This is a genomic window from Kribbella jejuensis (assembly GCF_006715085.1).
Classification (GTDB): Bacteria; Actinomycetota; Actinomycetes; order Propionibacteriales; family Kribbellaceae; genus Kribbella; species Kribbella jejuensis.
In genome coordinates, this window is sequence record NZ_VFMM01000003.1 from 428,365 (window position 1) to 453,323 (window position 24,959).

20 protein-coding genes are annotated in these 24,959 nt (G+C 69.6%); 10 read left to right on the forward strand and 10 right to left on the reverse strand.

The window, feature by feature from the left end; genetic code table 11:
- The first annotated feature begins 38 nt into the window (after positions 1–38).
- Both FB475_RS29755 and FB475_RS29760 read left to right on the forward strand, forming a co-directional pair.
- Positions 39–716, forward strand: coding sequence for a CGNR zinc finger domain-containing protein (locus tag FB475_RS29755; protein ID WP_141860560.1), 678 nt, complete (start codon positions 39–41; stop codon positions 714–716).
- Between the two features lie 167 nt (positions 717–883).
- Entirely contained in the window at positions 884–1,300 is a 417-nt protein-coding gene (locus tag FB475_RS29760) for a VOC family protein (protein WP_141860562.1), read from the forward strand.
- A gap of 53 nt (positions 1,301–1,353) precedes the next feature.
- On the opposite strand, the gene FB475_RS29765 is transcribed toward FB475_RS29760, so the two are convergent.
- Positions 1,354–2,199, reverse strand: a complete 846-nt coding sequence (locus FB475_RS29765; RefSeq protein WP_141860563.1) for a DinB family protein — start codon at positions 2,197–2,199, stop codon at positions 1,354–1,356.
- A 59-nt stretch (positions 2,200–2,258) separates the two neighbouring features.
- Here FB475_RS29765 and FB475_RS29770 point away from each other — a divergent pair, with 59 nt between their 5' ends.
- A complete protein-coding gene (locus FB475_RS29770) occupies positions 2,259–3,200 on the forward strand; it encodes a helix-turn-helix transcriptional regulator (protein ID WP_141860565.1) in 942 nt (313 codons plus the stop codon).
- Positions 3,201–3,203: 3 nt separating this feature from the next.
- On the opposite strand, the gene FB475_RS29775 is transcribed toward FB475_RS29770, so the two are convergent.
- Positions 3,204–6,359, reverse strand: a complete 3,156-nt coding sequence (locus FB475_RS29775) for an ATP-binding protein (protein ID WP_141860567.1) — start codon at positions 6,357–6,359, stop codon at positions 3,204–3,206.
- Positions 6,360–6,575: 216 nt separating this feature from the next.
- Between FB475_RS29775 and FB475_RS29780 the strand changes: the two genes are divergently transcribed.
- Both FB475_RS29780 and FB475_RS29785 read left to right on the forward strand, forming a co-directional pair.
- Positions 6,576–7,400, forward strand: a complete 825-nt coding sequence (locus tag FB475_RS29780; RefSeq protein ID WP_141860569.1) for an alpha/beta fold hydrolase — start codon at positions 6,576–6,578, stop codon at positions 7,398–7,400.
- Between the two features lie 6 nt (positions 7,401–7,406).
- A complete protein-coding gene (locus tag FB475_RS29785; protein WP_141860571.1) occupies positions 7,407–8,018 on the forward strand; it encodes a TetR/AcrR family transcriptional regulator in 612 nt (203 codons plus the stop codon).
- Here FB475_RS29785 and hrpA read toward each other — a convergent pair.
- From hrpA to FB475_RS29795, 3 genes are all read right to left on the reverse strand, one after another.
- Positions 8,015–11,911: an ATP-dependent RNA helicase HrpA gene (gene hrpA / locus FB475_RS29790; RefSeq protein ID WP_238332514.1), complete on the reverse strand. Its 3,897-nt coding sequence runs from the start codon at positions 11,909–11,911 to the stop codon at positions 8,015–8,017. The two genes, FB475_RS29785 and hrpA, sit on opposite strands and share 4 nt — an antisense overlap.
- Positions 11,912–11,943: 32 nt before the next feature.
- Positions 11,944–12,252, reverse strand: coding sequence for a hypothetical protein (locus FB475_RS36990; protein WP_185759542.1), 309 nt, complete (start codon positions 12,250–12,252; stop codon positions 11,944–11,946).
- Between the two features lie 856 nt (positions 12,253–13,108).
- Complete coding sequence (locus FB475_RS29795) at positions 13,109–13,513, reverse strand: universal stress protein (RefSeq protein WP_141860573.1); 405 nt, start codon at positions 13,511–13,513, stop codon at positions 13,109–13,111.
- Between the two features lie 337 nt (positions 13,514–13,850).
- Here FB475_RS29795 and FB475_RS29800 point away from each other — a divergent pair, with 337 nt between their 5' ends.
- The gene (locus tag FB475_RS29800) at positions 13,851–14,633 is read left to right on the forward strand and encodes an LLM class flavin-dependent oxidoreductase (protein WP_202878601.1); all 783 of its coding nucleotides are present in this window, start codon (positions 13,851–13,853) and stop codon (positions 14,631–14,633) included.
- Here FB475_RS29800 and FB475_RS29805 read toward each other — a convergent pair.
- The 3 genes from FB475_RS29805 to FB475_RS29815 are packed head-to-tail and all read right to left on the reverse strand — an operon-like array spanning position 14,620 to position 17,889.
- Positions 14,620–16,197 (reverse strand): AMP-binding protein, encoded by a 1,578-nt coding sequence (locus FB475_RS29805; protein ID WP_238332515.1) that lies wholly within the window; start codon positions 16,195–16,197, stop codon positions 14,620–14,622. The genes FB475_RS29800 and FB475_RS29805 overlap by 14 nt on opposite strands.
- Complete coding sequence (locus tag FB475_RS29810) at positions 16,194–17,072, reverse strand: SDR family NAD(P)-dependent oxidoreductase (protein ID WP_141860574.1); 879 nt, start codon at positions 17,070–17,072, stop codon at positions 16,194–16,196. The genes FB475_RS29805 and FB475_RS29810 overlap by 4 nt, the downstream gene beginning before the upstream one ends.
- Positions 17,073–17,112: 40 nt before the next feature.
- Positions 17,113–17,889 (reverse strand): alpha/beta fold hydrolase, encoded by a 777-nt coding sequence (locus FB475_RS29815; RefSeq protein ID WP_141860576.1) that lies wholly within the window; start codon positions 17,887–17,889, stop codon positions 17,113–17,115.
- A 78-nt stretch (positions 17,890–17,967) separates the two neighbouring features.
- On the opposite strand from FB475_RS29815, the gene FB475_RS29820 reads away from it, so the two are divergent.
- Positions 17,968–19,095 (forward strand): M24 family metallopeptidase, encoded by a 1,128-nt coding sequence (locus tag FB475_RS29820; protein ID WP_141860578.1) that lies wholly within the window; start codon positions 17,968–17,970, stop codon positions 19,093–19,095.
- On the opposite strand, the gene FB475_RS29825 is transcribed toward FB475_RS29820, so the two are convergent.
- The gene (locus tag FB475_RS29825) at positions 19,092–20,072 is read right to left on the reverse strand and encodes a GlxA family transcriptional regulator (protein ID WP_141860580.1); all 981 of its coding nucleotides are present in this window, start codon (positions 20,070–20,072) and stop codon (positions 19,092–19,094) included. The two genes, FB475_RS29820 and FB475_RS29825, sit on opposite strands and share 4 nt — an antisense overlap.
- 70 nt (positions 20,073–20,142) lie before the next feature.
- Between FB475_RS29825 and FB475_RS29830 the strand changes: the two genes are divergently transcribed.
- The 3 genes from FB475_RS29830 to FB475_RS29840 all read left to right on the forward strand — a co-directional run bounded on the left by FB475_RS29830 (position 20,143) and on the right by FB475_RS29840 (position 24,147).
- Positions 20,143–21,417: an MFS transporter gene (locus FB475_RS29830; protein ID WP_238332516.1), complete on the forward strand. Its 1,275-nt coding sequence runs from the start codon at positions 20,143–20,145 to the stop codon at positions 21,415–21,417.
- Between the two features lie 57 nt (positions 21,418–21,474).
- Complete coding sequence (gene soxR / locus FB475_RS29835; RefSeq protein ID WP_141860584.1) at positions 21,475–21,954, forward strand: redox-sensitive transcriptional activator SoxR; 480 nt, start codon at positions 21,475–21,477, stop codon at positions 21,952–21,954.
- Between the two features lie 66 nt (positions 21,955–22,020).
- Positions 22,021–24,147 (forward strand): RecQ family ATP-dependent DNA helicase, encoded by a 2,127-nt coding sequence (locus FB475_RS29840; protein ID WP_141860586.1) that lies wholly within the window; start codon positions 22,021–22,023, stop codon positions 24,145–24,147.
- Here the strand turns inward: FB475_RS29840 and FB475_RS29845 are convergent.
- Positions 24,124–24,939 (reverse strand): ArsR/SmtB family transcription factor, encoded by an 816-nt coding sequence (locus tag FB475_RS29845; RefSeq protein WP_238332517.1) that lies wholly within the window; start codon positions 24,937–24,939, stop codon positions 24,124–24,126. The genes FB475_RS29840 and FB475_RS29845 overlap by 24 nt on opposite strands.
- Positions 24,940–24,959 lie beyond the last annotated feature (20 nt).

The following is a 24,959-nucleotide window of genomic DNA, read 5'->3' on the forward strand; positions in this document are numbered from 1 at the left end:
ATTCCGGTGAGAAGTCGGACAGTGGTAGCTTCTCATCCATGTCCGACAGTTTTCACGGGGATTTCCGGATAGTGGGCGGTCACCCCGTCCTCGACCTGGTGAACACGGTCACTCCGCGGCTGCGAGGCGGTGTGCCGGAGCGCGACTACCTCACGTCGCCCGCCGACCTGGTCGCCTGGGCGCGCCGCGCCGGGCTGATCGACCTGCGTGACTACAGCTCGGTCGAGGGCACCTGGCGGTCGATGCCCGAACTGGCCACGAAGGCGCTGAACGCGACCCTCGAGATCCGCGAGGCGGCGTACGACGTGTTCGCGCCGCGGGCGCCCGGCTCGGGGGTCGCGCCTGAGGGCGTGCAGCACAGCGAGGGTTCTGCCTTCGAGCGCTTGATGTTGCGCTGGTCGGCGGCGGCCGCGCGGTCGATGCTGATCCCGGACTTCAGCCGCGAGCGCGGAATCGCCGGGCTGGTCGTCGGTACGTCGCCGGCGCAGCTGATCCCGGACCGCCTGGTGGTCGCGGCGGTCGAACTGGTCCGCACGGTCGACCTGCGGCAGTTGAAGGCCTGCCCGGTCGCCGACGGAGGCTGCGGCTGGTTGTTCCTGGACCGCAGCCGGAACGGCTCGCGGCGCTGGTGCGCGATGGAGGACTGCGGCACGCGGGCCAAGATCCGCAAGCTCGGCGAGCGCCGACGAGCTACCACCGTACCGGTGGTTCAGTAGTTATTGTCACTGTCAGCGACCGGATCAGCACGCGAGATTGCGTGTCGAAAGGTGCGAAGTGTCCCCGGGACCTGTCATCGTAGGCGGCCGGGCCTTCCGACAAGTGGGCCTTGCCCCTATCTGCCCCGGACCAGGAGCAGGTTGATGAAACAGAATGTGGAGGACAGATGACGCAGGTGGCAGAGCAGCCGGGCACTACTGCCGGGCGGCTCGGCTCGGTGGTGCTGGACTGCCCGGACCCACTCGAGCTCGCCCAGTTCTACTCGGCGCTGCTGGGCCTGGACATCGACGAGAACGGTGACGACGACTGGCGGAGCCTGACCGGCCCCGGGTCCTCGTTGGGCTTCTCGTCGCTGGCCTTCCGGCGCTCGGAGGAGTACGTGCCGGCCACGTGGCCCGGCACCGAAGCGCAGGACCTTCACCTCGACCTGATCGTCGAGGACCTCTCCAGTGGTCACGCGACCGTGGTCGCGCTCGGGGCCGAGCCCCTCGACCCGCTGGACCCACCACCGGCGGAGAACGCGCGCGGCTGGCGGATCTACGCCGACCCCGCGGGCCATCCGTTCCGGATCTGCCTCGAGTGAGTCACCGAAGGGCCCGTCGCAGGAGACGGGCCCTTCGCCCTGTCCGGGCCGAGTCAGGCATCGCGCGTCCGTGCCGACAGGTAGTCGGTGACCGCTGTCTGCTCTGCCCATGCGGCCCAACCGGCCACGTCGGCGTCGAACTGCGTGTCCTTCACGGACAGGTCGGCGCCGCGATCGATCAGCAGGCGCAGAATGTCGAGCCTGCCCGTCGCGGCGGCCAGATGGGCGGCTGTCATGCCGCCCGACGTCCGTGCGTTGACATCGAAGCCGCGATCGGCGAGTTGCTCGATCAGCTCCCACTTCTGGGCCGCGGCTGCCTCGGCGAGCAGTGCGGGACGCTCCGCCGGGGTGACTTCACCGGTGAACGGGTCCTCCGCGCGGAGACCCTGGTAGAAGTCGCGAACCGTCCCGACCTCGGCGCCGTGGTGGATCAGCTCGTCGAGGATGTGCAGCGCGAACGATGCGCCGTCGTGGTCGGCGTACGCGCCCGCGGGCTCACCCATCGGCCGGCTGAGCTCCTCGGGACTGACCTCCGCGAGCCGCCGGCGCCAGACGGCGTACGCGTGATCGAGCGCAGCCAGTGCGTCCGCCGCTGACCCGGGCGTGGGCGGCTGCCCGTCCTCCGCGAGCGGCTGGTGCCCGAACCAGGTCGCGGTCCGGTCCTCTTGCAGAATGTCGACGATGTGCGTGATCCGCCACGCGAGGGTGGTGAACGGCGCCGGCGCGGGCGGGATTCGCGACGCGTCGGTGACGTACCCCTCCGCGGTCTTCCGCACCGTCCAGCAGCCGTCGAACGGCTCCCAGAAATACTCCTCGTCAGTGAGGCCCTCCACCCGGTGCCGTAGGCGCTGCCACGCGAAGTCCGACAGGTCCAGAAGGTTCTGCGAAAGCGTCGTCATGTCCTCACCGTAGGGTGACCTGCGGACAGGATCGGTCCGCAGGTTGCAGAATGGTGCCGATGGACACCGCAACCCGGCTCCTGCGTCTGTTGTCGTTGCTGCACTCGCGGCCGCAGTGGGACGGCGCCGAGTTGGCCGCCAGACTCGAGATCACGCCGCGGACCGTACGGCGCGACGTCGCGCGGCTGCGGTCGCTCGGCTACCCGATCGACGCGGCGGCCGGGATCGGCGGCGGCTACCGGCTCGGACCGGGCGGCCGCCTCCCGCCGCTACTGCTGGAAGACGCTGAGGCGGTAGCGATCGCGGTCGGTCTGCGGGTCGCGACGACCACGACGGTGTCGGGCGTCGAGGAAGCCGCGATCTCCGCGCTGGCCAAGCTCCACCAAGTCCTACCGGTCCGCCTGCGCGAACAGGTCGACGCGATCAGCGCCCACACCACCCAACTCCCACAGGGCGAACTGCCCGCGATCGACGGCGGCGTACTGGTCACCCTCGCGGCCGGTTGCCGCCATACCGAAGGCATCCGCTTCGGCTACCGCACCCACGACGGAACGGAGTCCGAGCGCAGCGTCGAACCGTTGCAGATCGTCCACACCGGCCGACGCTGGTACCTGGTGGCCCGCGACCGCGACCGGCAGGCGTGGAGAACCTTCCGCGTCGACCGGATCAGCCACCCGGAGCTGACCGGCTCCCGCTACCGCTTCGAGGACCCGCCGGACCCGGTCGAGCTCGTTGCCGAAGGCACCGGAGTGGCACCGTGGGACATCGTCGGCCGGGTCCGCGTTCACGCCCCGGCAGACACGGTCAAGAAGCTGATCCCACCGAGCCAAGGCATGGTCGATGCGGTCGACGCCACCACATGCGAGGTCCGCTTCGCCGCCAACGACCTCGGACCGCTCGTATCCGGCGTGATCCGCATCCACTGGCCGTTCGAAATCCTCGACCCACCCGAACTCCGAGCCGCCGTCCACGAACACGCCCGCCGGCTACTCGACAGCTAGCTCTCAACCGCTGAGGTCGCCGAGGAGCAGCTCGGCGCGCTGCACGAACAGGTATGCCTCCTGTCGCCCAGCCACAAACCGTGCCTGCCCGGCCAGGCGTACGGCGGTGACCGGGTCGCCGACCACCTTCGCCAGCCGGGCCCGGACGAGCAGAAGCAGACCGTCCGCCGACCGCTGCCCGTAGCGGTCCCGGAAGCCGTCGGCCTGGTCGAGCGCAACAGCAGCGGCGTCCGGAGTACCTGCTGCCAGACGCATCTCCGCGAGGAGCGCATACCAAGTGGAGACGCAGGATCGGACGGGATTCGTCAGGTTGGCCACGATCAGCCGCTCCGCGGCGTCCGCGGCTGCACCAGGATCGCGACCGGTCAGCGCCAGCGCCCAGCATCGCGCCAGGCGGTGGTAGGTGCCGATAAAGCCGAACGAGAACTGAGGATCCGCTGCGATTCCACGGTCCGCGACCTGCAGCGCCCACTCCGGGTCGCCGACAACCGAGGCGGTCCGTGCAGCCATGCACGTCGCCACGGCGGTCGCATAGGCATCGTCTCCGGCGTCCGTTACGAGCCTGTCCAAGGCCTCCCGGGCACGAGCGGACTTTCCGTGGTACGCGGAGATCTCGGCCAGCGTCGCTGCGATCAGCAGCCGGAGGCCGTCCCACACCGGGTCGGGGTGGTGATCGTCAGGTAGCCCGGGGGACGCTGTCGCAGTCAGGTGGCGGTACGACGCTCCGACGTGTCCGAGATGCCATTGCTGGATCCCCCACGCGGCGTCCCCATAGCCACGGACGACCGGATCGCTGGAGGTCGATCCCTGCTCCAGCAGGCGGTCCGCCAGGACGCCGCTGCGTTCGTACTCGAGGCCTTGTACGTGGGCGGCCCACCTGGAGAAGAGGAAGCTCGCGGCCTGGCGCTCCTGGCCGAGCGTCTTCGCCACTGATTCCGCTCGTTCCAGCAGGTCGACGGACGCGGCGCGGTACAGGGATCGCATCCCGGCCACCGCGATCAGGCGGGACAGCGCCTCCAGTTCGACCTCGAGCAGGGCCGCACCGCGGGCTCGCTCGACGGCGCGGGTGAGGTGACGCTCGGCATCCCGGAGTGCGGTCTTCGCGGTGGCCAGCGCGCCGGCCCGGAGCAGGGCCGAGACGGTGCGCGCCGGGTCGATGAGCGGACCGGCCTCCCAGAGGTGGTACGCCGCTCGCTCGGCGAGTGAATCGTCACCCAGGCCGGTGGCCTCGATCGCGTCGGCGATACCTCGATGCAGCGACGCAGCCCGTCCGGGCGGGACGGACTCACAGACCGCCTCGCGGACGAGGTCGTGGGCGAAGCAGTACGTGAAGGGATCTCCCGGGGCGGGACCGGCGAGACCGAGGTCGCGGACCGGCTCCAGCCGCTCGAGACAACTCGCCACATCGGTCGCCACGACCCGTGCGAGCAGCGCCACCTCGACACTCCGGCCGGCGAGCGCGGCCACCTGCAGAAGCTCCTGAGTGCCGGGATCCAGCGCGGCCATACGGCCGCGAACCACGTCTCGCACGGTCAGCGGGACGCCACTGCGCACCACCGACTCCTCGGTCAGAGCGCTGCCGTCGGCGAGGAGCCGCGCCACCTCTTGGGCGAAGAACGGGTTGCCGGCGGTTCGCGTATGCACAGCACGCGAGATCTCCGGAGCGGGCAGGTCGCCCGTCTCGCGTCGGATCAGTTCGGCAACGCCTGCTTCGGCGAGCGGCCCGACGAGGATCCGGCGGTGGCCGGGAAGCCGGCTCGCAGCGGCAAGGACCCGGGACAGCTCGAGGCTGAGCGACGGATCCCGGTTACGCAGCGCCGCAACCACGGCGGTACCGGCGGGCAGTCGCGTGACGACATGGTCGAGCAGGTGTAACGAGGCAGGGTCAGCCCACTGGAGGTCATCGATGACGATCACCAAGGCGCGCTCGGACGTGGCCTCGGAGATGATCCCGACGACCTCCTCGAACAGCCGGAAGCGGGTGCTGTCGTCCGGCACCGGTGGTGCTGCGCCGGCGTCGCGAGACCCGATGAGGCGGCTCAGGTCGCCCGCGAGCCACTTCGCGCGACGAGTCGCCGGCCGACTCTCGAGGAGGGTCCGGACGACCTCGACCCACGGCCACATGGTGGGAGTGCCGCCACCCTGCAGGCCATGTCCCCACACCACCCGCGCGGCCCGATCCTTGGCGTGCCGGGCAACCTCTTGGAGGAGACGCGTCTTGCCGATGCCGGGCTCGCCCTCGAGCAGGACGACAGCCGTACCGGTCCCCAGCGCCGGCTCGACGGCGCTGCGGAGGATGCCGAATTCCTCCGTTCGGCCCACGAGACCGGTCGGCAGGGGACGGGGAGAAGACGGAGGAGTCTGCTCGAGCACGTACCGCCGGGCGGAACGCAACGCCGCGCCGGGGTCGATTCCGAGATCGTCAGCGAGCCGGCGGCGGATCACGTCGTACGCCGTCAGCGCCGCTGCCTGCTGGCCGGCGGCGCACAGCGAGCGGACCAGGGCAGCGTGCACCGGCTCGTGCAGCGGAGCCATGGTCGAGGCGAGGTGGAGAGCCGACAGCACCCGGTCGGGCTGGTTCAGCGAGATCGCAAGCTCCGCCGCTTCGACGCAGGCGTCGAAGAACTCGGCGTCGAGACCCGCGAAGATCGGGAGCGCAGAGGGACTCTGAGCGACGCCCTCTCCGGCCGGGCCGCTCCACAACTCCAGCGCGGCGGCGTACTGGTCGAGCGCGGCGGCGTCGCTGTTCTGGTCCCGGGCCGTGCCGACGAGTTGCCGGAAGCACGCGAGATCCAGGACGTCCGGTCCGGCGGTGCAGAGGTATCCGTTGGTGCTTCGCGCGATGAAGGTGCCCGGTTGCCGAGGGCGCAGGGCGGGCTCGAGGAGACGGCGGAGCGATCCGACGTACTTGTGGATCACGTTCAATGCGCTGGCCGGCTCGTTCTCGCCCCAGATCAGGTCGATCAGTTCGCCGGCGCCGATCGGTCTCCCGGCGCGTGCCAGCAACAGTGCGAGCAAGTAGGACTGCTGGCGTGGACCGGTGTCGACCTCGACGCCGCCGTGCCAGACGCGCAGCGGACCCAGGACCTGGAGCCTCAGCGATCCGGCGTCGCCGACAGGCTGCGCGTCGACGCTTCGAGATATCAGCGTCTCCGTCATGTCCGGCCCCCTCATCGACGGTCCGGCCTCCGCAGCACCCGGCGTCACGCGCTTCGGTCAAGTCGAACTCTAGAGGCTGGAGTCAGGCTCCAGCCAGCGATTCACTGCAAATCCACTGGCTGTCAACTGCGCTCTCCTACGGTCGACCGTGGCGTGCACGCTCTCGCCCCGGAGCGACTCCCCGCAGCCCAGGTCGAACGAGAAGGCGAGAACACCATGGCGACGATCACGACCCCCGACGGGGTGGAGCTGTTCTACAAGGACTGGGGATCGGGCCGCCCGATCGTCTTCAGTCACGGCTGGCCGCTGTCGGCCGACGACTGGGACAACCAGATGCTGTTCTTCCTCGGCCAGGGCTTCCGGGTCATCGCGCACGACCGCCGGGGACACGGAAGGTCCGCCCAGGTCTCCGACGGCCACGACATGAACCACTACGCCGACGACCTCGCGGCGCTCGTGACCCACCTCGATCTTCACGACGCCGTGCACGTCGGTCACTCGGCCGGCGGCGGCGAAGTGGTGCGCTACCTCGGGCGGCACGGCGAGGGACGCGTGGCGAAGGCCGTGCTGATCAGCTCCGTCGTACCGTCGCAGCAGCTCACCGACGCGAACCCTGACGGTCAGCCGCCCGAGGCCTTCGCTGGTCTCAAGCAGGGCATCGCGGCGAACCGGTCGGAGTTCTTCCGCGAGGTGGCCGCTGGGCCGTTCTACGGGTACAACCGGCCAGGAGCCGAACCGTCCGAGGCAGTCATCCAGAACTGGTGGCGCCAGGGCATGATGGGCTCGGCGAAGGCTCAGTACGACTGCGTCGACGCGTTCGCCCAGGAGGACTACACCGACGACCTGAAGAAGATCAGCGTGCCCGTCCTGGTCATGCAAGGCGACGACGACCAGATCGTTCCGTACCGCAGTACCGCGCCGCGGGCCGTCGAGATCCTCGCGAACGGAACGCTCAAGACCTACCCCGGCTGGCCGCACGGCATCCCGACCACGAACGCCGACGTCATCAACGCAGACATCCTCGAGTTCATCAAGTCCTGAAGGCCGGTGCCGGAACAGTCGGGGAGTCGGCGCGCGCTGTACGCCGAGCTGACCCGCCGCGAGGTGGTGCGCTCGGCGCGGAAGTTGTTCGGCCGGTACGGGTATGCGCAGACCACCGTCGAGAGCATCGCCCGGGATGCCGGGGTGTCAGCGGCGACGGTGTACGCGCAGTGCGGCGGCAAGGAGGGCCTGCTGCAGACGCTGATGGACATGTGGACCACCAGTCACCTGGTGCCGAGCATCATCGCCGAGTGCGCCGCCGCCGAGTCGGCGCACGCCAAGCTCGACGCGCTGGCCAGGGGCTACGTCGCGATCTACGCGGAGTCGGGCGACATCATCCGGATCGTGACCCGGGCCGCGGCCGGCGCGCCCGCGGCGGAGGCGTTTCTCAAGGTGGCCGACGAACGCCAGCAGAACGCGCTCCGGGACATCGTCACCGGCCTGCGGGACGTCGGCGGCCTCGCCGACGGGATCACGGTGGAGGAAGCGGTGCAGATCATCTTCTTCCACTTCCGGTACGCCCAGTTCGCGCTCGCCGCGGACGAGTTCGGCTGGGGTGCCGAACGCACGACCCGCTGGCTCACCGAGCGGGTCGAATCCGCGATCCTGAAGACCTAGCTCTCGGCCAGTGCCTTGCGGATGCGTTTCTCGGAGATCGGGTACGGCGTGCCGAGGGTCTGGGCGAACAGGCTGACGCGGAGTTCCTCGAGCATCCAGCGGACCTCCAGGAGCTCTGGGCTCGGGTACTTGCCGGTGGGGACCGCGCGGAGCTTCTTGCGGTACTCGTCGGTGAGCATGTCGACGACGGCCATTCCGGAACGGTCGCGCGCCGCGTTGGCGCCGAGCTTGTCGAGGCGCTGTTCCATGCCGCGCAGGTAGCGGACGAGATCGGGCAGACGCTTCGCGCCGGTCTCGGTGATGAAACCCGGATGCACGAGCCCTTCGAGTTGGCCGCGTACGTCGGACAGCGCGGCCAGCAACGCCGGCGAGGAGGCCCGGGAGATCTGCTTGTCGACCGTGCGCGCGTGCGCCAGTACCTGCTCGACCAGCTGCAGGATCGTCAGTACGGTGTCCGCGAGGTCCGACCGTACGGCGTCGCGCAGGATCGAGAACGCGGTCAGGTTCCACGCCGGTCCGCCGGCCGCGGCCATCAACTGGTCGACGGCCGCGCCGATCGCGTCGTCCAGCAACTCGCCGACGTTGCGATGCGGTCCGGCCATCAGCGTCATCTTCTGCTGATTGCTCAGGTGGCGCTGTACAACGTCGATCACGGACGGCATGGTCAGCAGCAGAAGCCGGCGGGTGCCCGCCCACATCGCGGCGGCCTGATCCCGCTCGGTCTCCTGCAGGCGGATCGCGACGGTCTTGCCCTCGTCGACGAGCGCCGGGTACCCCGCGACGGTCAGGCCGTTGCGGTGTTCGGAGAAGCTGCGGGGGAGATCGCCGAACGTCCAGTCGGTCAGCCCGGACTTCTCCAGGCCACTGACCGCCTTCGACGCGACCTGCGAGATCGCGGCCTTCGTCTTCGGCTTCAGCTTCTCCTTGAGCTTCGCCAGGTCCTTGCCCTCGGCCACCGTCTTGCCTTTGTCGTCCTCGATCCGGAACGTCATCCGCAGGTGCTCCGGCACCCGCGTCCAGTCCCAGTCGGCCGGTTCGATGACCACGCCGCGCAGTTCCCGGAGCGCGCGGGCCATCGCGTCGGTCAGCGGCCCGGACGCGGGATCCAGCTCGGGCAGGATCTGCCGTGCGTGATCCGGCGCCGGGACGATGTTCCGCCGGATGTTCTTCGGCAGCGACTTGATCAGCGTGGTGACGAGTTCCTCGCGGAACCCGGGTACGGTCCACTCGAAGCCGTCCGCGGTGACCTGGTTCAGCACGAGGAGCGGGATGTGCACGGTTACACCGTCCGCATCGGTGCCGGGTTCGAACGCGTAGGTGAGGTCGAAGGTCATCCCGTTCTGCGACCAGTGCAGCGGGAACTCCTCCTCGCGCACCTCGGCGCCCTCCCGGACCACGAGCGAACGCTCGAAATCGAGCAGGTCGTGGTCGCGCTGCCGGGCCGTCTTCCACCAGGTGTCGAAGTGCCGCCCGGTGACCACCTCGGCGCCGATCCGTTCGTCGTAGAACGCGAACAGCGTCTCGTCGTCGACCAGCAGATCGCGCCGGCGGGTCCGTTCCTCGAGTTCCTCGACCTCTTCGATCAGCTTGCGGTTCTCGTGGAAGAACTTGTGGTGGGTGTCCCAGTCGCCCTCGACCAGCGCGTGCCGGATGAACAGCTCGCGGGACACCACCGGGTCGACCTTGCCGTAGTTGACCTTGCGCCGGGCAACGATCGGTACGCCGTACAGCGTGACTTTCTCGTACGCCATCACGGCGCCGGCCTTGCGCTCCCAGTGCGGTTCGGAGTACGACCGTTTGATCAGGTGTGGCGCGAGGTCTTCGGCCCACTCGGGCTCGATCTTCGCGTTCACCCGGGCCCAGAGCTTCGAGGTCTCGACGAGCTCGGCGGCCATCACGAACTGCGGCGGCTTCTTGAACAGCCCGGAGCCCGGGAAGATCGCGAACTTCGTCCCGCGGGCGCCGAGGTACTGGTGCTGGTTCGCCGGGTCCTTCATGCCGAGGTGGCTCAGCAGACCCGACATCAGCGAGATGTGCACGCTGTTCGGGTCGGCCGGTTCGCCGCTGTTCAGCTTGACGCCGATCTGCGACGCGACCTGACGGAGCTGCGCATAGATGTCCTGCCACTCGCGGACCCGCAGATAGTTCAGGTACTCGTTGCGGCACATCCGGCGGAACTGGTTCCCGGACAGCTCCTTCTGCTGCTTCTTCAGGTAACCCCAGAGGTTCAGGTATCCGAGGAAGTCGCTGTTCGGGTCGCGGAACCGCGCGTGCGCCTGCTGCGCCTGCGCCTCCGCGTCGGTCGGCCGTTCGCGCGGGTCCTGGATCGAGAGCGCGGCGGCGATCACCATCACCTCGCGGACGCAGGCGTGTTTGTCGGCCTCGACGATCATCCGGGCCAGCCGCGGGTCGAGCGGGATCTGCGCGAGCTGCCGGCCGATCGGTGTGAGCCGGCCGCCCTTCGGGTTCTCGATCGCGCCGAGCTCGGTCAGCAGTTGCAGACCGTCGGTGATGCTGCGCTTGTCCGGCTCGTCGATGAACGGGAACGCGGCGATGTCGCCGAGCCCGATCGCGGTCATCTGCAAGATGACGCTCGCGAGGTTGGTCCGCAGGATCTCCGGATCGGTGAACTCCGGGCGGTTCTCGAAGTCCTCCTCGGAGTACAGCCGGATGCAGATGCCGTCGCTGGTCCGGCCGCTGCGGCCCTTGCGCTGGTTCGCGCTCGCCTGCGACACCGGTTCGATCGGCAGGTGCTGGACCTTGGTGCGGTGGCTGTACCGCGAGATGCGCGCCGTACCGGGGTCGATCACGTACTTGATGCCCGGGACCGTCAGCGAGGTCTCGGCGACGTTCGTGGCGAGCACGATCCGGCGGTTCGCGTGCGGCTGGAAGACGCGGTGCTGCTCGGCGTTCGAGAGCCGCGCGTACAGCGGGAGGATCTCGGTGGTACGGCGAACGCCCGAGAACTTGTCGTTCAGCGCGTCGGCGGTGTCGCGGATCTCGCGCTCCCCGGACAGGAACACCAGGACGTCGCCGTCCGCCTCGTACTCGAGCTCGTCGACGGCGTCCAGGATCGCCTGCGTCTGGTCGCGGTCGATCGTGCTCGGGTCGTCCGGGTCGTTGACCGGGCGGTACCGCACCTCGACCGGGTAGGTCCGGCCGGACACCTCGACGATCGGCGCGGGGTTGCCCTTGGCGTCCGCGAAGTGCGCGGCGAACCGCTCCGGGTCGATGGTGGCGGAGGTGATGATCACCTTGAGGTCCGGGCGGCGGGGGAGCAGCCGTTTCAGGTACCCGAGGATGAAGTCGATGTTGAGGCTGCGCTCGTGCGCCTCGTCGATGATGAGTGTGTCGTACCGGGTGAGGTCGCGGTCGCGCTGCAGCTCGTTGAGCAGGATGCCGTCGGTCATCAGCTTGACCAGCGAACGTTCGCTCACCTTGTCGGTGAACCGTACGGCGAAACCGATCGTCTCGCCCAGCTCGGTGCCGAGCTCCTCCGCGATCCGCTCGGCGACCGTTCGCGCGGCCAGCCGGCGCGGCTGGGTGTGACCGATCATGCCGCGGATGCCCCGGCCCAGCTCGAGACAGATCTTCGGGATCTGCGTGGTCTTCCCGGAACCGGTCTCACCCGCGACCACCACGACCTGGTGCTCGCGGATCGCGTCCGCGATCTCGTCCTTCAGCTGACTGACCGGCAAGTCTTCCGGATAGGAAATCTCCGGCACAGCAGCCCGCCGCACCTCAACCCGCCGCTCAGCCTGCTCAACCGCCCCGACCACGGCCCGCAGCTCGCCAGCCCGCTTCTTGGGATCGGTCGTCCGCCGAACCCGCTCCAACCGCCGCCCCAACTGCTCCCGGTCGTACGCCGTCAGCCCCTCAAGCCGCCCAACCACCTCCCCCAAACTCACCCCACTCGCCAGCTCATCTACCCTGCCGCGACTCCGCCCAGCCCCATCCCGGCCACCTGGCCCACCGCCATCCCGGCCACCTGGCCCACCGCCATCCCGGCCACCTGGCCCACCGCCATCCCGGCCACCTGGCCCACCGCCATCCCGGCCACCGCGCCCGGCGCCATACGGGCCACGTCGCCCCGCCACACCACGTTCGGCGCGATCCAAGCCAGCGCTCCCGGCGCGATCCAAGCCAGCGCTCCCGGCGCGATCCAAGCCAGCGCTCCCGGCGCGATCCAAGCCAGCGCGCCCGGTCCCGTCGCGGCCATTGCGCCCACCGGCATCCGGGCCACTCTGCTCGGCGCCTTCCTGGCGAGCCTGCCCATTGCCGCGCGGGCGGCGCTCTGCGCCGCTGGCCTCTGCTGTGGCGCGCGACGTGTCGACGCTCGCCGCGGGACGGTCGCTTGCAGCTGCGCCGGGGGACTGTTCCGTGGGGGCCGATTGGCCTCTTCCGCCGCGGCGGCGTCGGCGGGGTGCCGGGGACGGGGTGGGGGCTGGGGATGGACTCGTGGACTCGGTCCGGGCATCAGGCATAACTCATCCAGTTTAGGCGGCCACCCCCAACCCATCACCCGGATTACCGACCACCCAGCCCATCACATTCGGCCCGGGACAAGAACCGCACGCGAGAGCTGCGTGGTCGGCACGGATCGCGGTGGCCTGGAGACCCGCCAGACGTGCACCGACCCCTCGACCCCGAGGACCGGGTGGGGGAGGCCGGCGGGACGCGTTCAGTCGCGCGATGACGGAACGTTGACGACGAGGACCGCGGTAGGGAAGCCCAGGCTTCAGCCCTGCACCGACACGTTGACCGCGGAGGCCGGGATCGGGATGTCCGGGGACGCGTCCAGTCGTGGACCGACGCCTTGACCGCGGGGACCGGGATCGGGATGTCCGGGGACGCGTCCAGTCGTGGACCGACGCCTTGACCGCAAGTGCCGAGGGGGGAGTCCGGTGGGGCGTGTACGGTCGTGCGCCGGCAGTTGGTCCGTGAGGGGGGGGTTTGGGATATCCGGGGAAAGGCGTCCAGTCGTGCACTTATCTCTTGACCGCAAGCGCCGAGGCGGGGGAGTCCGGGGGATGTGTTCGATTGTGTGCGGGCGTTTCTCCGCGAGGGCCATGGGGTGACCAGCGGGAGGTTCAGTCGTGGGGGGAGGGGACCTTGACGGCTAGGACTGGGACGGGGGATTCGAGGAGGACTCGTTGGGCGGTGCTGCCGAGGATCAGTTTGCCGACGGGGCTGCGGCGGCGGAGGCCGAGGACGATCAGGCCTACGTCGTCGGCGGCGGCTGCCTTCAGGAGCGCGCCCGCCACGTCGCCCTCCGACAACGCCTGCTCGATCGTCACCTCGACGCCGGCCTCGCGGAGCTTGGTCTCGGCGGCCGCCAACTCGTCGGCGTTGGCGTAGCGGGCGTCGATGTAGGAGTCGCCGCGGCTCGTGTTCAGCAGCAGGATCGACGCTCCCCGCAGCGTGGCTTCGGCCGCCGCCGCGCTCAGCGCCGCCTCACCTTCGGGCGTTGGTACGTATCCGACGAGAATCTTCACGCCCCCCACTCTCCCATGCGCGCGCACCCAAGCCACTCACCAACCGCACCGCGACCCCTGGACCCACACCATTCACCAACCGCACCGCGACCCCTCGACCCGCGCGATTCATCAGCCGACCCGCGTCGGTGGGTGGGTTCGGTGGTTCGGTGGGTGGGTTCGGTGGGGCGGGGAGTCGTGGGGCGGTGGGTGGGTTCGTGGGGCGAGAGGTGGTGGTTGATGAGCCGTGTGGGACGAGCGGTCCCGCCGCCTCTCGACGCATGGCTGTCGGAGCGGTCCCAGACGTTGGCTCGTCGGCTTGGGGAGTGTCGTGGGGCGTCCCGGTAGGTTGGAGGGCGTGGTGGAGCTTCAGGTGGTGTTGCCGGATGAGGCTGCCGGGATGGGGCCGGGGCGGTTGGTTGAGGTGGCGGTTGCGGCGGAGGAGTTGGGGTATGGGACGGCGTGGTTGCCTGATCATCTGCCTCCGCCGGGGGAGTTCGGGTCGACGTACGGGGGTGTGTACGAGCCGCTCGTGACGATCGGGTACCTAGCTGCGCGGACGACTCGTATCCGGTTCGGTACGTCCGTGCTTGTGTTGCCGCTGCGGAGCCCGTACGTCGTCGCGAAACAGGCCGCGACGCTGCACCGGCTGTCCGGCGAGCGCATCGTCCTCGGCATCGGCGCGGGTTGGGCGGCGGAGGAGTTCGCCGCGGTAGGCGTGCCCTTCGAGGAGCGGGGCCGCCGTACGGACGAATCACTAGCGATCATCCGAGACCTCTTCGAGGGACGCGACCGCGGTGGCGTCTTCGAACCGGTCCTCCGCGAACCACTCCCGCTGATGATCGGCGGTACGACAGGCCCAGCGCTCCGCCGCGCCGCGCGCTTCGGCGATGAGTGGCAAGGCCTCGGCCTCGACGGTTCCACCTTCGCGGCCGCGGTCGCGAAACTACGCGGACAGACCGACCGAACGATCCGCGTAGGCACCCGCCTCGACTGGTCCGGCGGCGACCCCGGTCCCGTCCTGGCAGCGGCTCACGAACTGGTAGACGCGGGTGCCGAAACCATCGCGATCTCCTTCGGCGACGAACATGACGCTCTGGACCGCATGACCCGGTTCCACAAGTTGTTCACGGCGGGGTGAGCTTGCTCCGTACGACCTTGCCGGTGGCGTTGCGCGGGAACTCGTCCAGGATGACGACGCGGCGCGGAGTCTTGTAGCGAGCCAGATTCGCCTTCACGTGTGCGATCAGGTCGTCCTCGGTCGCGGGCTCGGTGAGTACGACGTACGCGATCAGCCGCTGTCCGAACTCCTCGTCCGGTACGCCGGCGACGACCGCCTCCGCGACCGCCGGATGCGCCGCGAGGCACTGCTCGACCTCGACCGGATACACGTTCTCGCCGCCGGAGACGATCATGTCGTCCTCGCGCCCGTCGATGAACAGCCGCCCGGCCGCGTCGAGGTGGCCGAGGTCGCCGGTACTCATCCGCCCGTCGACGACGGTCTTGCTCGAACCGTCGGAGTACCCGCCGAACACCAGTCCGCCGCCCGCGAAGATCCGTCCGGTCGTACCGGTCGGGACCTGGCGGTCGTGGTCGTCGAGGATCCGGATCGAGCTGCCGAGGCACGGCCGCCCGACCGTCCCCGGCGCGGCGAGCAGGTCCGCGGACGTGGCGATGGTGGCGATCCCGACCTCGCTCGAGCCGTACGCGTCGCACAGAACCGGACCGAAGCGCTCGACGAACCGCTCCGCCAACGGCGCGCCGAGCTGCGCGGCGCCCGAGATCACGGCGCGGAGTGAGTGCAGGTCGTACCGCGCGATCTCGGTCGGCCCGAGCTCGAGCAACCGCCGCAACATCACCGGTACGGCGACCACCGACCCGGCTCGTGTCGCCTCCACATCCGCGAGCAAAGTCGCCGCATCGAACCGCGGCCGCAGCACCAAGGGCGACCCGAGGAACAACGCCAGCATCGACATGAGCAATCCCACCCCGTGGAACAACGGCGGCGCGATCACCATCGGCTCCCCGGCCCGAATCCCGAACCGCTGCAACGCACTCCCGGTCAACCCCGCCAACCCCCACGCGGTAGGCACCCGCGGAGCCGCCTTCGGCGTCCCGGTTGTCCCCGACGTGAGCAGCGTGATGTGCCCCACCCGATCCGGTACAGGCGCTTCACTGCCCATCGGAAGGTCAGAGGAAAGTACTGAGCGGACGCCTGGTGGAGGGGTGAACTCGGGGTCGTGGATCAGGAGGTCGGGTTTGTGTTGGGCGAGGACCGCGGCTAGTTGGGGTGTGGCGAACTCGGTGTTCACGAACAGCACGTCGGCACCCAAGCGGGACGCAGACAGCGTGGCTTCGAGGAATCCCGCGTGGTTCCGGCACAGGACGGCAACCTTGCTTCCGGCAACTAATCCGTACTGCTCGTGCAGCCCGGCCGCGATCCGCTCGCACCGCGCGTCCAGCTCGGTATACGTGAGCTGCTCGTCGCCGCAGATGACCGCCGGACGCTCCGGAAACCGGATCGCCGCGACCGCCGCGAGGGTCGCCATCGACTGACCCCAGGTACGCAGCGCCTTCTCGATCCGCACCAGGTGGGACGGCCCGGCCGACCGCCACACCCCGGACCTGATCAGCGCGACGGACAACCCGCCGGCCTCGATCGCGCCGTGGATCAGCCATTCGGGGGCCCGGATCGGGCGGATCATCGCTTCTTCCCGCCTCCGGTACGCCGGAAGTACTGTTCCAGTAACCGGTCCGTCGGCACCCGGAGAAGGTTGCCGACGGCATCGGCCGGCCGGACGAACGGTGGCGTGATGTTGTGCGGCCGCTCCGCCACCGCCGTACAGACCTGATCCGCCGCCTGCTCCGGCGACAGCCCCGGCAACTTGTTGAGCAGCGGCGTCGGCTCACTCATCCGCGTGTGCACCAGCCCCATGTACACCGTCGATGTCGTCACCCCGTCCCCGCGCACCTCCTGCGCGACGCAGCGCAACCACACGTCGAACGCGCTCTTCGACGCAAGGTACGCCGACCAGCGCGCCATCGGCGGCGTCCGTACTCCGGCCGTCGACACGTTCACGATGTGCCCGGACCGGCGTTCCCGCATCGACGGCAGCAGTTCGAGGACGAGCTTCGCCGGGCCGAGGTAGTTGACCGCGTTGGTCCGCTCGATGTCGTGGAACCGCTGGTACGTGTCGGCGATCGACCGCCGGATCGACTTGCCAGCGTTGTTCACGAGGACGTCGACGTGCCCGTGTTCGGCCAGCACGGTCCGGACCAGCTCCTCGATCGCAGCCGGATCCGCCAGGTTCGCCGGGTACACGTACGCGGACCCGCCGCCGGACCGGATCTCGTCGGCCACGACCCGCAGTTGGTCCTCGCTCCGCGCGACGAGCAGCACCGTCGCGCCGGCCGCGGCCAGCCGCCGGGCGGTCGCCTCGCCGATCCCGTAGGACGAGCCGGTCACCAGCACGACCTTCCCGCGCACGGCGGCAGCGAGCCGTTCGTCGGAGATCCCGGCCCGCCCGTTGGTCAGCGCGACCAGCAACGGCCACCCGATCGGACGCTTCGAAGCCACCATGGCGCCGACATTACCCGCTGGTAGCCATCAGCGGGAGCCCTCAGCCCACCCGGAGCAACCACTCCCTCACGAACGCGCGGAGCAGCTCCGGCTGCTCGATCTGCAAGTTGTGCCCGGCCACGTCGATCACGGCGTACGTCGCCCGCGGGTAGTGGGGGAGCAGCGTGAACTGGTCCTCGAACCCGGTCACCGCGTCCTGCCGGCCGCAGAGGATCAGCGACGGACCGAGATACGGCGGGCCGGTCTCCGGCGCGGTCGTCAGCGCCCAGTTCTTCTGAATGCGTTCCATTGCGGCCTGGTCGGCGAGCGCGAGCCCCGGCGCCACATCCGACCGGTACGCCGCCAGCGCCGCCGCGGTCTGCACCACCGCCAGCTCGGTGAAGTCCTCGCCCTCCTCGAGCGACTCGAGCACGCCGGGCTCGGTCCGCAGCACGACGTGCTCGGGCAGCTTGCGGTCCTTGTGCCAGAGCACGCCGACCGGGCAGATCATCGCCAGACCGCGGATCTGCTCCGGTCTCTCCACGACCAGCCCGCGCGCGAGGTAGCCGCCGTACGACTCGCCGATCAGGAGGAACGGTTCGTCGCCGATCTGCTCGTCGATGAACTCGCGCAGCGCGGCCATGATGCCGTCCGAGCTGTCGATGTCGCCGGCCGGACTCCGGCCCATCCCGGGCAGGTCGGGATAGAGCCTGCGGTAGCCGCTGAGCTCGCTGAAGATCGGTTCGAGGCTGCCGGTCATCAGCCGGTGGTCGGGCGACCAGCCGTGCAGTGCGAGAACCGGTACGCCGTCGCCGTGGGACACGAAGTGCAGTGCCATCGAGGTGCCTTTCGCCGAGCAGAGGTTGAAGCGAATCCCAGTTGTAGCAAGCCGTTCCGACAGTTTTAGAGTCTGCGTATGGCCCGTCGTTCAGCACTTCCGCCGATCCCTGAAGCATCCGTACTTCGTGCCCGCCTCGAGCGTGCCCGCGAGGTCGCGGCCGGTGCCGGTCTGGTGATCGCGCCGGGCTCCGACCTGCGCTATCTGATCGGTCAGCCGGGCGGCTCGTTCGAGCGCCTGACGGCCCTGGTGATCCCGGCCGACGGCGCCCCGGCGCTCGTCGTACCGAAGCTCGAAGCGCCCGGATATGGCAGCCTGCCGCTGGACGAGCTCGGCGTCGAGGTCGTCACCTGGGTGGACGGCGTCGACCCGTACAACCTGGCCGCGGACCGGCTGCGCGGCGCCGAGCGGGTCGCGGTCAGCGATTTCACCCCGGCGCTGCACGTGCTCGGTCTCCGCGACGCACTGCCGAAGGCGGAGCAGGTGCTCGCCGGTCCGATGGTCCGCGAGCTGCGGATGCGTAAGGACGCCGCTGAGCTCGACGCGCTCCGCAAGGCCGGCGCGGCGATCGACCGCGTCCACGCCCGCGTCGGTGAATGGCTACGCCCGGGCCGGACCGAGGCGGAGGTTGGCGCCGACATCGCGGCCGCGATCGTCGAGGAAGGCCACGCCGAGGCGGACTTCGTGATCGTCGGCAGCGGGCCGAACGGCGCCAGCCCGCACCACGCGTTGTCCGACCGGGTGATCGAGGCGGGCGACGTGGTCGTCGTCGACATCGGTGGACCCGTTGCCGAGGGCTACAACTCAGACTCCACCCGAACGTACGCCGTCGGCACGCCGCGAGACGCCGACGTGCCAGCGACCTACGCCGTACTGCAGGAGGCGCAGCAGGCCGCTGTGGACGCCGTACGGCCGGGTGTGACCGCGGAGTCGATCGACGCGGCCGCGCGCAAGGTGATCGACGCGGCCGGGTTCGGCGACTACTTCATCCATCGGACCGGTCACGGGATCGGGCTGGACGTCCACGAGGACCCATACATCGTCGCGGGCAACACGCTGGTGCTGGAGCCCGGTATGGCGTTCAGCGTTGAGCCGGGCATCTACCAGGCCGGTCGCTGGGGCGCGCGCATCGAGGACATCGTCGTGGTAACCGCAGACGGTGTGGAGTCGATGAACAACCGGCCGCACGACCTGGTGATCCTCTAGCCGGCGCGGAACGTCTTGCGGTACGCCAGCGGGGAGACGCCCAGCTCGGACCGTAAGTGGTGTCGCAGGGACGCCGCCGTACCAAGACCCGCCTGCTCGGCGACCCTGTCGACCGACAGGCCGGTCGTCTCCAACAGGTGGCAGGCGTGCCGCACACGCTGCTGCAGCAACCACGTGCCGGGCGACTGCCCGGTCTCCGCCTTGAAGCGACGGCTGAACGTCCGCACGCTCATCCGCGCGTGGTCGGCCATCGCGGCGAGGCTGATGTCGCGGTCCAGGTGCCGGAGCGCCCACGCCCGCGTCGGCGCCGTACCCTCGGTGCCTTCTTCGGGTACGGCGCGCTCGATGAACTGCGACTGGCCGCCGTCCCGCCACGGTGCGACAACGCAGTGCCGGGCCGCACGGTTCGCGACCTCGCTGCCGAAGTCGCGCCGGATCAGGTGCAGGCAGAGGTCGATACCGGCGGCGAGCCCGGCCGAACTGAGCACGTCGCCGTCGTCGATGAACAGCCGGTCCTCGTCGAGCTTCACCTGTGGATAGACGCTGCGGAACAGCTCCGCCCGCTCCCAGTGCGTGGTCGCCGGCCGGTCGTCGAAGTACCCCGCGGCGCCGAGGACGAACGCGCCGGTGCAGATCGACGCGACCCGCGTGCCGGGCCGGATGGTCGCCAGCGCGGCGGCGAGGTCGTCGGGCAGCGTGCCTTCGTACCGCGGCTGCGGGATGTAGGTGCCGGGGATGATCACGGTGTCCGCTGCGGCGAGCGCCTCGGGGCCGTGGTCCGGCGTGAGCGTGAAGCCGGCGCCGGCGCGGATCGGTCCGCCGAGGCCGCAGACGCGGACGTCGTACAGCTTGGTGCCGTCGGCCTTGGTGGCGGCGCCCAGCACCGTCGGCGGGATGGTCAGGTCGAACCCGACGACCGGTTCCAGCGCGAGCACCGCGACGACGTGCGGGCCGACGGCGGCCAGGTGACGGCTCATGGCCATATCTTGACACATGTTGTCTGTCTGGCCACTAGTTCGATCGGGGTCGAACCGGCACCCTGGTCCGGTGACACAGACAGTGGAGACGAAGAAGGCTCCCCGGGTGCACCTGGCCTGGGCGGTCGCAGTGGTGGGTTTCGTGACGCTGATCGGGGCGGCCGGCTTCCGGTCCGTACCGAGTGTGCTGCTCGACCCGTTGCACGAGGAGTTCGGGTGGTCGCACGCGACGATCTCGACGGCGGTGTCGATCAACCTGCTGCTGTTCGGCGGCATCTCGCCGTTCGCGGCCGCGCTGATGGACCGGCTGGGCCTGCGCAAGGTCGTCAGCGGGGCGCTGGTGCTGATCGCGCTGGGCAGCGGGCTGACGGTGTTCATGACGGCGTCGTGGCAGCTGCTGCTCTGCTGGGGTCTGCTGGTCGGCGTCGGCACCGGGTCGATGTCGATGACGTTCGTCGCGACGATCACCGGGCGCTGGTTCGTCCACCGTCGTGGTCTGGTGACCGGAGTCCTCACGGCGGCCGGCGCGACCGGCCAGCTGATCTTCCTACCGCTGATCGCGTCTCTGGCTTCGCAGTACGGCTGGCGGGTGCCTGCGCTGGTGGCGGCCGGTGCCGCGCTGGCCGTCGTACCGCTGGTCCTTCTCTTTCTGCGCGACTACCCGAGTGATGTCGGACTGCGCGCGTACGGCGCTCCGGAGGGCAGTACTGCGGGGCAGCGAGTGGAAACGACCGGGAGCAGTGCCATGCGGGCGCTCAATGCCCTGACGATGGCCGCGCGACGACCGGCGTTCTGGTTGCTGGCCGGTGGCTTCGCGATCTGTGGCGCATCGACGAACGGCCTGGTCGGTACGCACTTCGTCACGGCCGCACACGACCACGGAATGCCTGCGACGACCGCTGCGTCGCTGCTGGCGCTCGTAGGAGTGTTCGACGTCGGCGGCACGATCTTCTCCGGCTACCTGACCGACCGGTGGGACCCGCGGTACCTGCTGATCGCCTACTACACCCTGCGTGGCTTGTCGCTGCTGGTGCTGCCGTCGCTGCTCGGTCCGACCGCTGCACCCAGTACCTGGGTGTTCATCATCTTCTACGGGCTCGACTGGGTCGCCACAGTCCCGCCGACTGTGGCGCTGTGCCGCGAGTGGTTCGGACAGGACGGGCCGATCGTGTTCGGCTGGGTGTTCGCCTCACACCAGGTCGGTGCCGCGCTTGCCGCGACCGGCGCGGGCGCGATCCGGGACGCGCAGGGCAGCTACAACCTGGCCTGGTACCTGGCCGGTGGGTTGTGCGCCGCCGCCGCGCTGATGTCCGCGAGCATCGGACGCCGACTCGTGCCTGCGTGATCCCGTCCGCTAGCCTCGATCTAAGTTGAGGTTGACGGACAGGGGCGGTGGCACAGCATGGACATCGAGCCGGGTGAGTTGACGGTCGGGCAGCTGTCGCAGCGCAGTGGCGTCGCGATCTCGGCTCTGCACTTCTACGAGCGTCAGGGGCTGATCGTCAGCCGCCGTACGTCGGGGAACCAGCGGCGCTACAAGCGCGACACGTTGCGGCGGGTGGCGCTGGTCCGGATCGCCCAGCGGGTCGGGGTACCGCTCGCCGAGGTCGCCGCGATCCTCAAACTGCTGCCGGACAACCGGACGCCGACCCGCGCCGACTGGGAGCGCATCTCGGAGTGCTGGCAGGCGGAGCTGGATCGCCGGATCGTCCATCTCGAACAGCTCCGCGACGACTTCAAGGACTGCGTCGGCTGCGGTTGCCTGTCGATCGATCGCTGTGCCTTGGCCAACCCGCACGACACCCTCGCCACCACGGGCGCCGGGCCGCGCCGTTTGGTCGCCACGACCGGCGAACCCTGCCATCCCGGCAAGTGCGCCTGATCGGTTGTCCACAGGAAGCGTTCGGCGGCGAGCGCGTTGGGGGTGGCGGCGTCTAGGGTTTCCGGCATGGGTGAGACCGACTCGATGGTGACGCTGACCGATGACCGGGCCAAGGTCGCGGGGGACGTGATTCGCGCGATCGCGGGCGATGACGCTCGCCTGCGCGCGGATCAGGAGACCGCGGTCGCGGCGCTGTGCGAGCCGGCGGCCCGCGTGCTCGTCGTGCAGGCGACCGGCTGGGGCAAGTCCGCGGTGTACTGGGCGGCCACCGCGATCCGCCGCGCCGAGGGGTTCGGTCCGACGCTGGTCGTCTCGCCGCTGTTGTCGTTGATGCGGGACCAGGTCGCGGCGGCGAGCCGGGCGGGGCTGCGGGCCGCGACCTTGAACTCCAACAACATCGACGCGTGGTCGAGCATCGAGCACGATCTCCGGTCCGGTGCCATCGACGTGCTGCTGGTGTCGCCGGAGCGGCTCGCGAACCCCGGATTCGGCAGGCGGGTGCTGGACGGGCTCGCCGGCAACATCGGTCTGCTGGTGATCGACGAGGCGCATGCGGTGTCGGACTGGGGCCATGACTTCCGGCCGGACTACCGGCGCGTTTCCGACGTACTCCAGAAGCTCAACCCGGATACCCCGGTGCTCGCCACGACGGCCACCGCGAACTCGCGGGTTACCGAGGACGTGGCGAAACAACTGGGCGCGTCGACGCTCGTCCTGCGTGGTCCGTTGGCTCGATCGAGTCTGCAATTGGCCGTGGTGGATGCGCTGTCGCCACTGGATCGGTTCGCCTGGGTGGTCGACGTACTGCCGCGGCTTCCGGGATCGGGGATCGTGTATGCGTTGACCGTCGCCGATGCGCAGCGGCTGGCCGCGTTGGTGCAGGAGGTGCACGGGCGCGACGTGCCGGTGGCGGCGTACACGGGGCAGCTGGAGGCGGGGGAGCGGGAGAGCCTCGAGGACGCGCTGCGGGACAACCGGTTGAAGGCCCTGATCGCGACGTCCGCGCTCGGGATGGGATACGACAAGCCGGACCTCGGGTTCGTCGTGCATGTGGGGTCGCCGCCGTCACCGGTCTCGTATTACCAGCAGGTCGGGCGTGCCGGGCGCGGGATCGACCACGCGGTCGTCGCGTTGCTGCCGTCGGATGCGGACTCGGGCGTGTGGGACTACTTCGCCACCGCGACGATCCCGGTGCCGGAGAACGTGCAGCGGCTGCTGCGGGCACTCGACGGGTACGGGCCGGACGAGCCGGCCTCGGTTCCCGCGCTGGAGGCGGAGACCGGGCTGCGGCGGACGCGGGTCGAGTTGATGCTGAAGCAGCTGGCCGTGGACGGAGCGGTCGAGCGGGTCGAGCGCGGCTGGCTGCGGACCGGCGCCGAGTGGACGTTCGACGCGGCGCACTACGACGGGATCGTGTCGGTCCGGCGCCGCGAGGCGGACATCATGCGCGCCTACACCCGCGGCGAACGTTGCCTGATGCAACTGCTACAGGAGTCACTGGACGATCCGTCGGCGGAACCCTGCGGACGATGCTCGGTCTGCCTGGGGACCTTGCCCGAACCGCTCGTGGCACAGCCCGATCCTGAGACGGTCGCGACGATCACCCGGCTGCTGCGCGGGGAAGTACACGTCCTGGAGCCCCGCAAGATGTGGCCGGGCGGTGCATTCGGTCCGCGGGGCAAGATCCCGGCCGGGTTGTCCGCGGAGCCCGGGCGGATCGTCGTGTACGCCGATGCGCCGGAGTGGCGGGAGGTGCTGGCGGGCGCGTTCAACGGTACGCCGCTACCGGACGCCGTCGAGGCACTCAAAGCCGGTGCAGTGGCTGCGCTGTCACGCTGGCGAAGCTCCTGGTCGGCCCGCCCCGACATCGTCGTCCCACTCGCCGCCGGCGGCCACTCCGACCTGACGTCGATGGTCGCGGACCATGTCGCCGGCGTAGGCCGACTGGACCGCGCCGAACTGTCGGTCAACCGCACCGGCTACACCGACGACCTCTCCTCGGCCGAGGAAGCCAAAGTCTGGCGCGACGGCATTCAGGTGGACACCACCACCGCCCAGGCTGTCACCGACCGCACCGTCCTGCTCTTGGTTGATGCCACTTCATCGCAGTGGCCGATCACTGTGGCCACAGCCAAACTCCGAGAGTCCGGCGCCGCGGCAGTCCTTCCTCTACTGATCCACAAACGCCCCTGAGGTCTCCAGCAAGGACTTCAGGTCGGCGAGCAGCCGTGGCCAGCCGTCCTGGATCATGGTGCGGATCGTGCTGCCCGGTTCGAAGCCGCTGTGGATCACGGTCAGCTTGACCTGATCCTCGACCGGCTCGAGCTCGAAGGTTGCCGTCGACAACGGTTCCTGCCCGGCCCGCTCAGCGGTCGCGGCGTCCAACCCGACCTCCTTCGCAAACTCCGGCGTGATGTGGTGCCACGCGTACGACAGCCGGGTGTACGGCGTGTGCTCGACCACGACCTGCCCCGGCCCGGCGATCGCGACGTCGCCCTGGTGCCAGACCATCGAGGAGCCGGCCTTCCAGTCGGTCTCGTGATACAGCCCCCAGTACCGCGAGGTGAAGGCCGGGTCGGTCAGCGCCTGCCAGAGTCGCTCGGGCGTGGTCTTGATGTAGGTCGTGTAGACGAAGTCGTTCACAGTGTCGTTCATCGGTTCCTCCAAAGCCGTCTTCAGGTCGGCGAACAACTGCACGCGCCGACGCTCGTACTGATGGATCCACCGGTCCGCGATCGCGTTGATCGGTTCCGCGTTCAGGTAGTGCAACTTCTCCCGCCCGCGCCACACGGTGGTGATCAGGTTCGCGCTCTCGAGCACGGCGAGGTGTTTGCTGACCGACTGCCGCGCCATGTCCAGCTCCGCGCACAGCGCGCGCAGGGTCTGCCCGTTCCGCGCGTTCAGCAGGTCGAGCAGCCGGCGCCGGCTCGGATCCGCCAGCGCCCGGAACACCTCGTCCTCCATCCACGCGCTCCGATCAATCATGCAGCCATTTGGCTGCCTAA

Excerpts from the sequence above, each read along its gene's own strand:
- FB475_RS29755 (WP_141860560.1), top strand. The coding sequence starts at position 39 with ATGTCCGACAGTTTTCACGGGGATTTCCGGATAGTGGGCGGTCACCCC.
- FB475_RS29760 (WP_141860562.1), top strand. The coding sequence starts at position 884 with ATGACGCAGGTGGCAGAGCAGCCGGGCACTACTGCCGGGCGGCTCGGC.
- FB475_RS29765 (WP_141860563.1), bottom strand. The coding sequence starts at position 2,199 with ATGACGACGCTTTCGCAGAACCTTCTGGACCTGTCGGACTTCGCGTGG.
- FB475_RS29770 (WP_141860565.1), top strand. The coding sequence starts at position 2,259 with ATGGACACCGCAACCCGGCTCCTGCGTCTGTTGTCGTTGCTGCACTCG.
- FB475_RS29775 (WP_141860567.1), bottom strand. The coding sequence starts at position 6,359 with ATGACGGAGACGCTGATATCTCGAAGCGTCGACGCGCAGCCTGTCGGC.
- FB475_RS29780 (WP_141860569.1), top strand. The coding sequence starts at position 6,576 with ATGGCGACGATCACGACCCCCGACGGGGTGGAGCTGTTCTACAAGGAC.
- FB475_RS36990 (WP_185759542.1), bottom strand. The coding sequence starts at position 12,252 with ATGCCGGTGGGCGCAATGGCCGCGACGGGACCGGGCGCGCTGGCTTGG.
- FB475_RS29805 (WP_238332515.1), bottom strand. The coding sequence starts at position 16,197 with ATGATCCGCCCGATCCGGGCCCCCGAATGGCTGATCCACGGCGCGATC.
- FB475_RS29810 (WP_141860574.1), bottom strand. The coding sequence starts at position 17,072 with ATGGTGGCTTCGAAGCGTCCGATCGGGTGGCCGTTGCTGGTCGCGCTG.
- FB475_RS29815 (WP_141860576.1), bottom strand. The coding sequence starts at position 17,889 with ATGGCACTGCACTTCGTGTCCCACGGCGACGGCGTACCGGTTCTCGCA.
- FB475_RS29820 (WP_141860578.1), top strand. The coding sequence starts at position 17,968 with ATGGCCCGTCGTTCAGCACTTCCGCCGATCCCTGAAGCATCCGTACTT.
- FB475_RS29825 (WP_141860580.1), bottom strand. The coding sequence starts at position 20,072 with ATGAGCCGTCACCTGGCCGCCGTCGGCCCGCACGTCGTCGCGGTGCTC.
- soxR (WP_141860584.1), top strand. The coding sequence starts at position 21,475 with ATGGACATCGAGCCGGGTGAGTTGACGGTCGGGCAGCTGTCGCAGCGC.
- FB475_RS29840 (WP_141860586.1), top strand. The coding sequence starts at position 22,021 with ATGGGTGAGACCGACTCGATGGTGACGCTGACCGATGACCGGGCCAAG.
- FB475_RS29845 (WP_238332517.1), bottom strand. The coding sequence starts at position 24,939 with ATGATTGATCGGAGCGCGTGGATGGAGGACGAGGTGTTCCGGGCGCTG.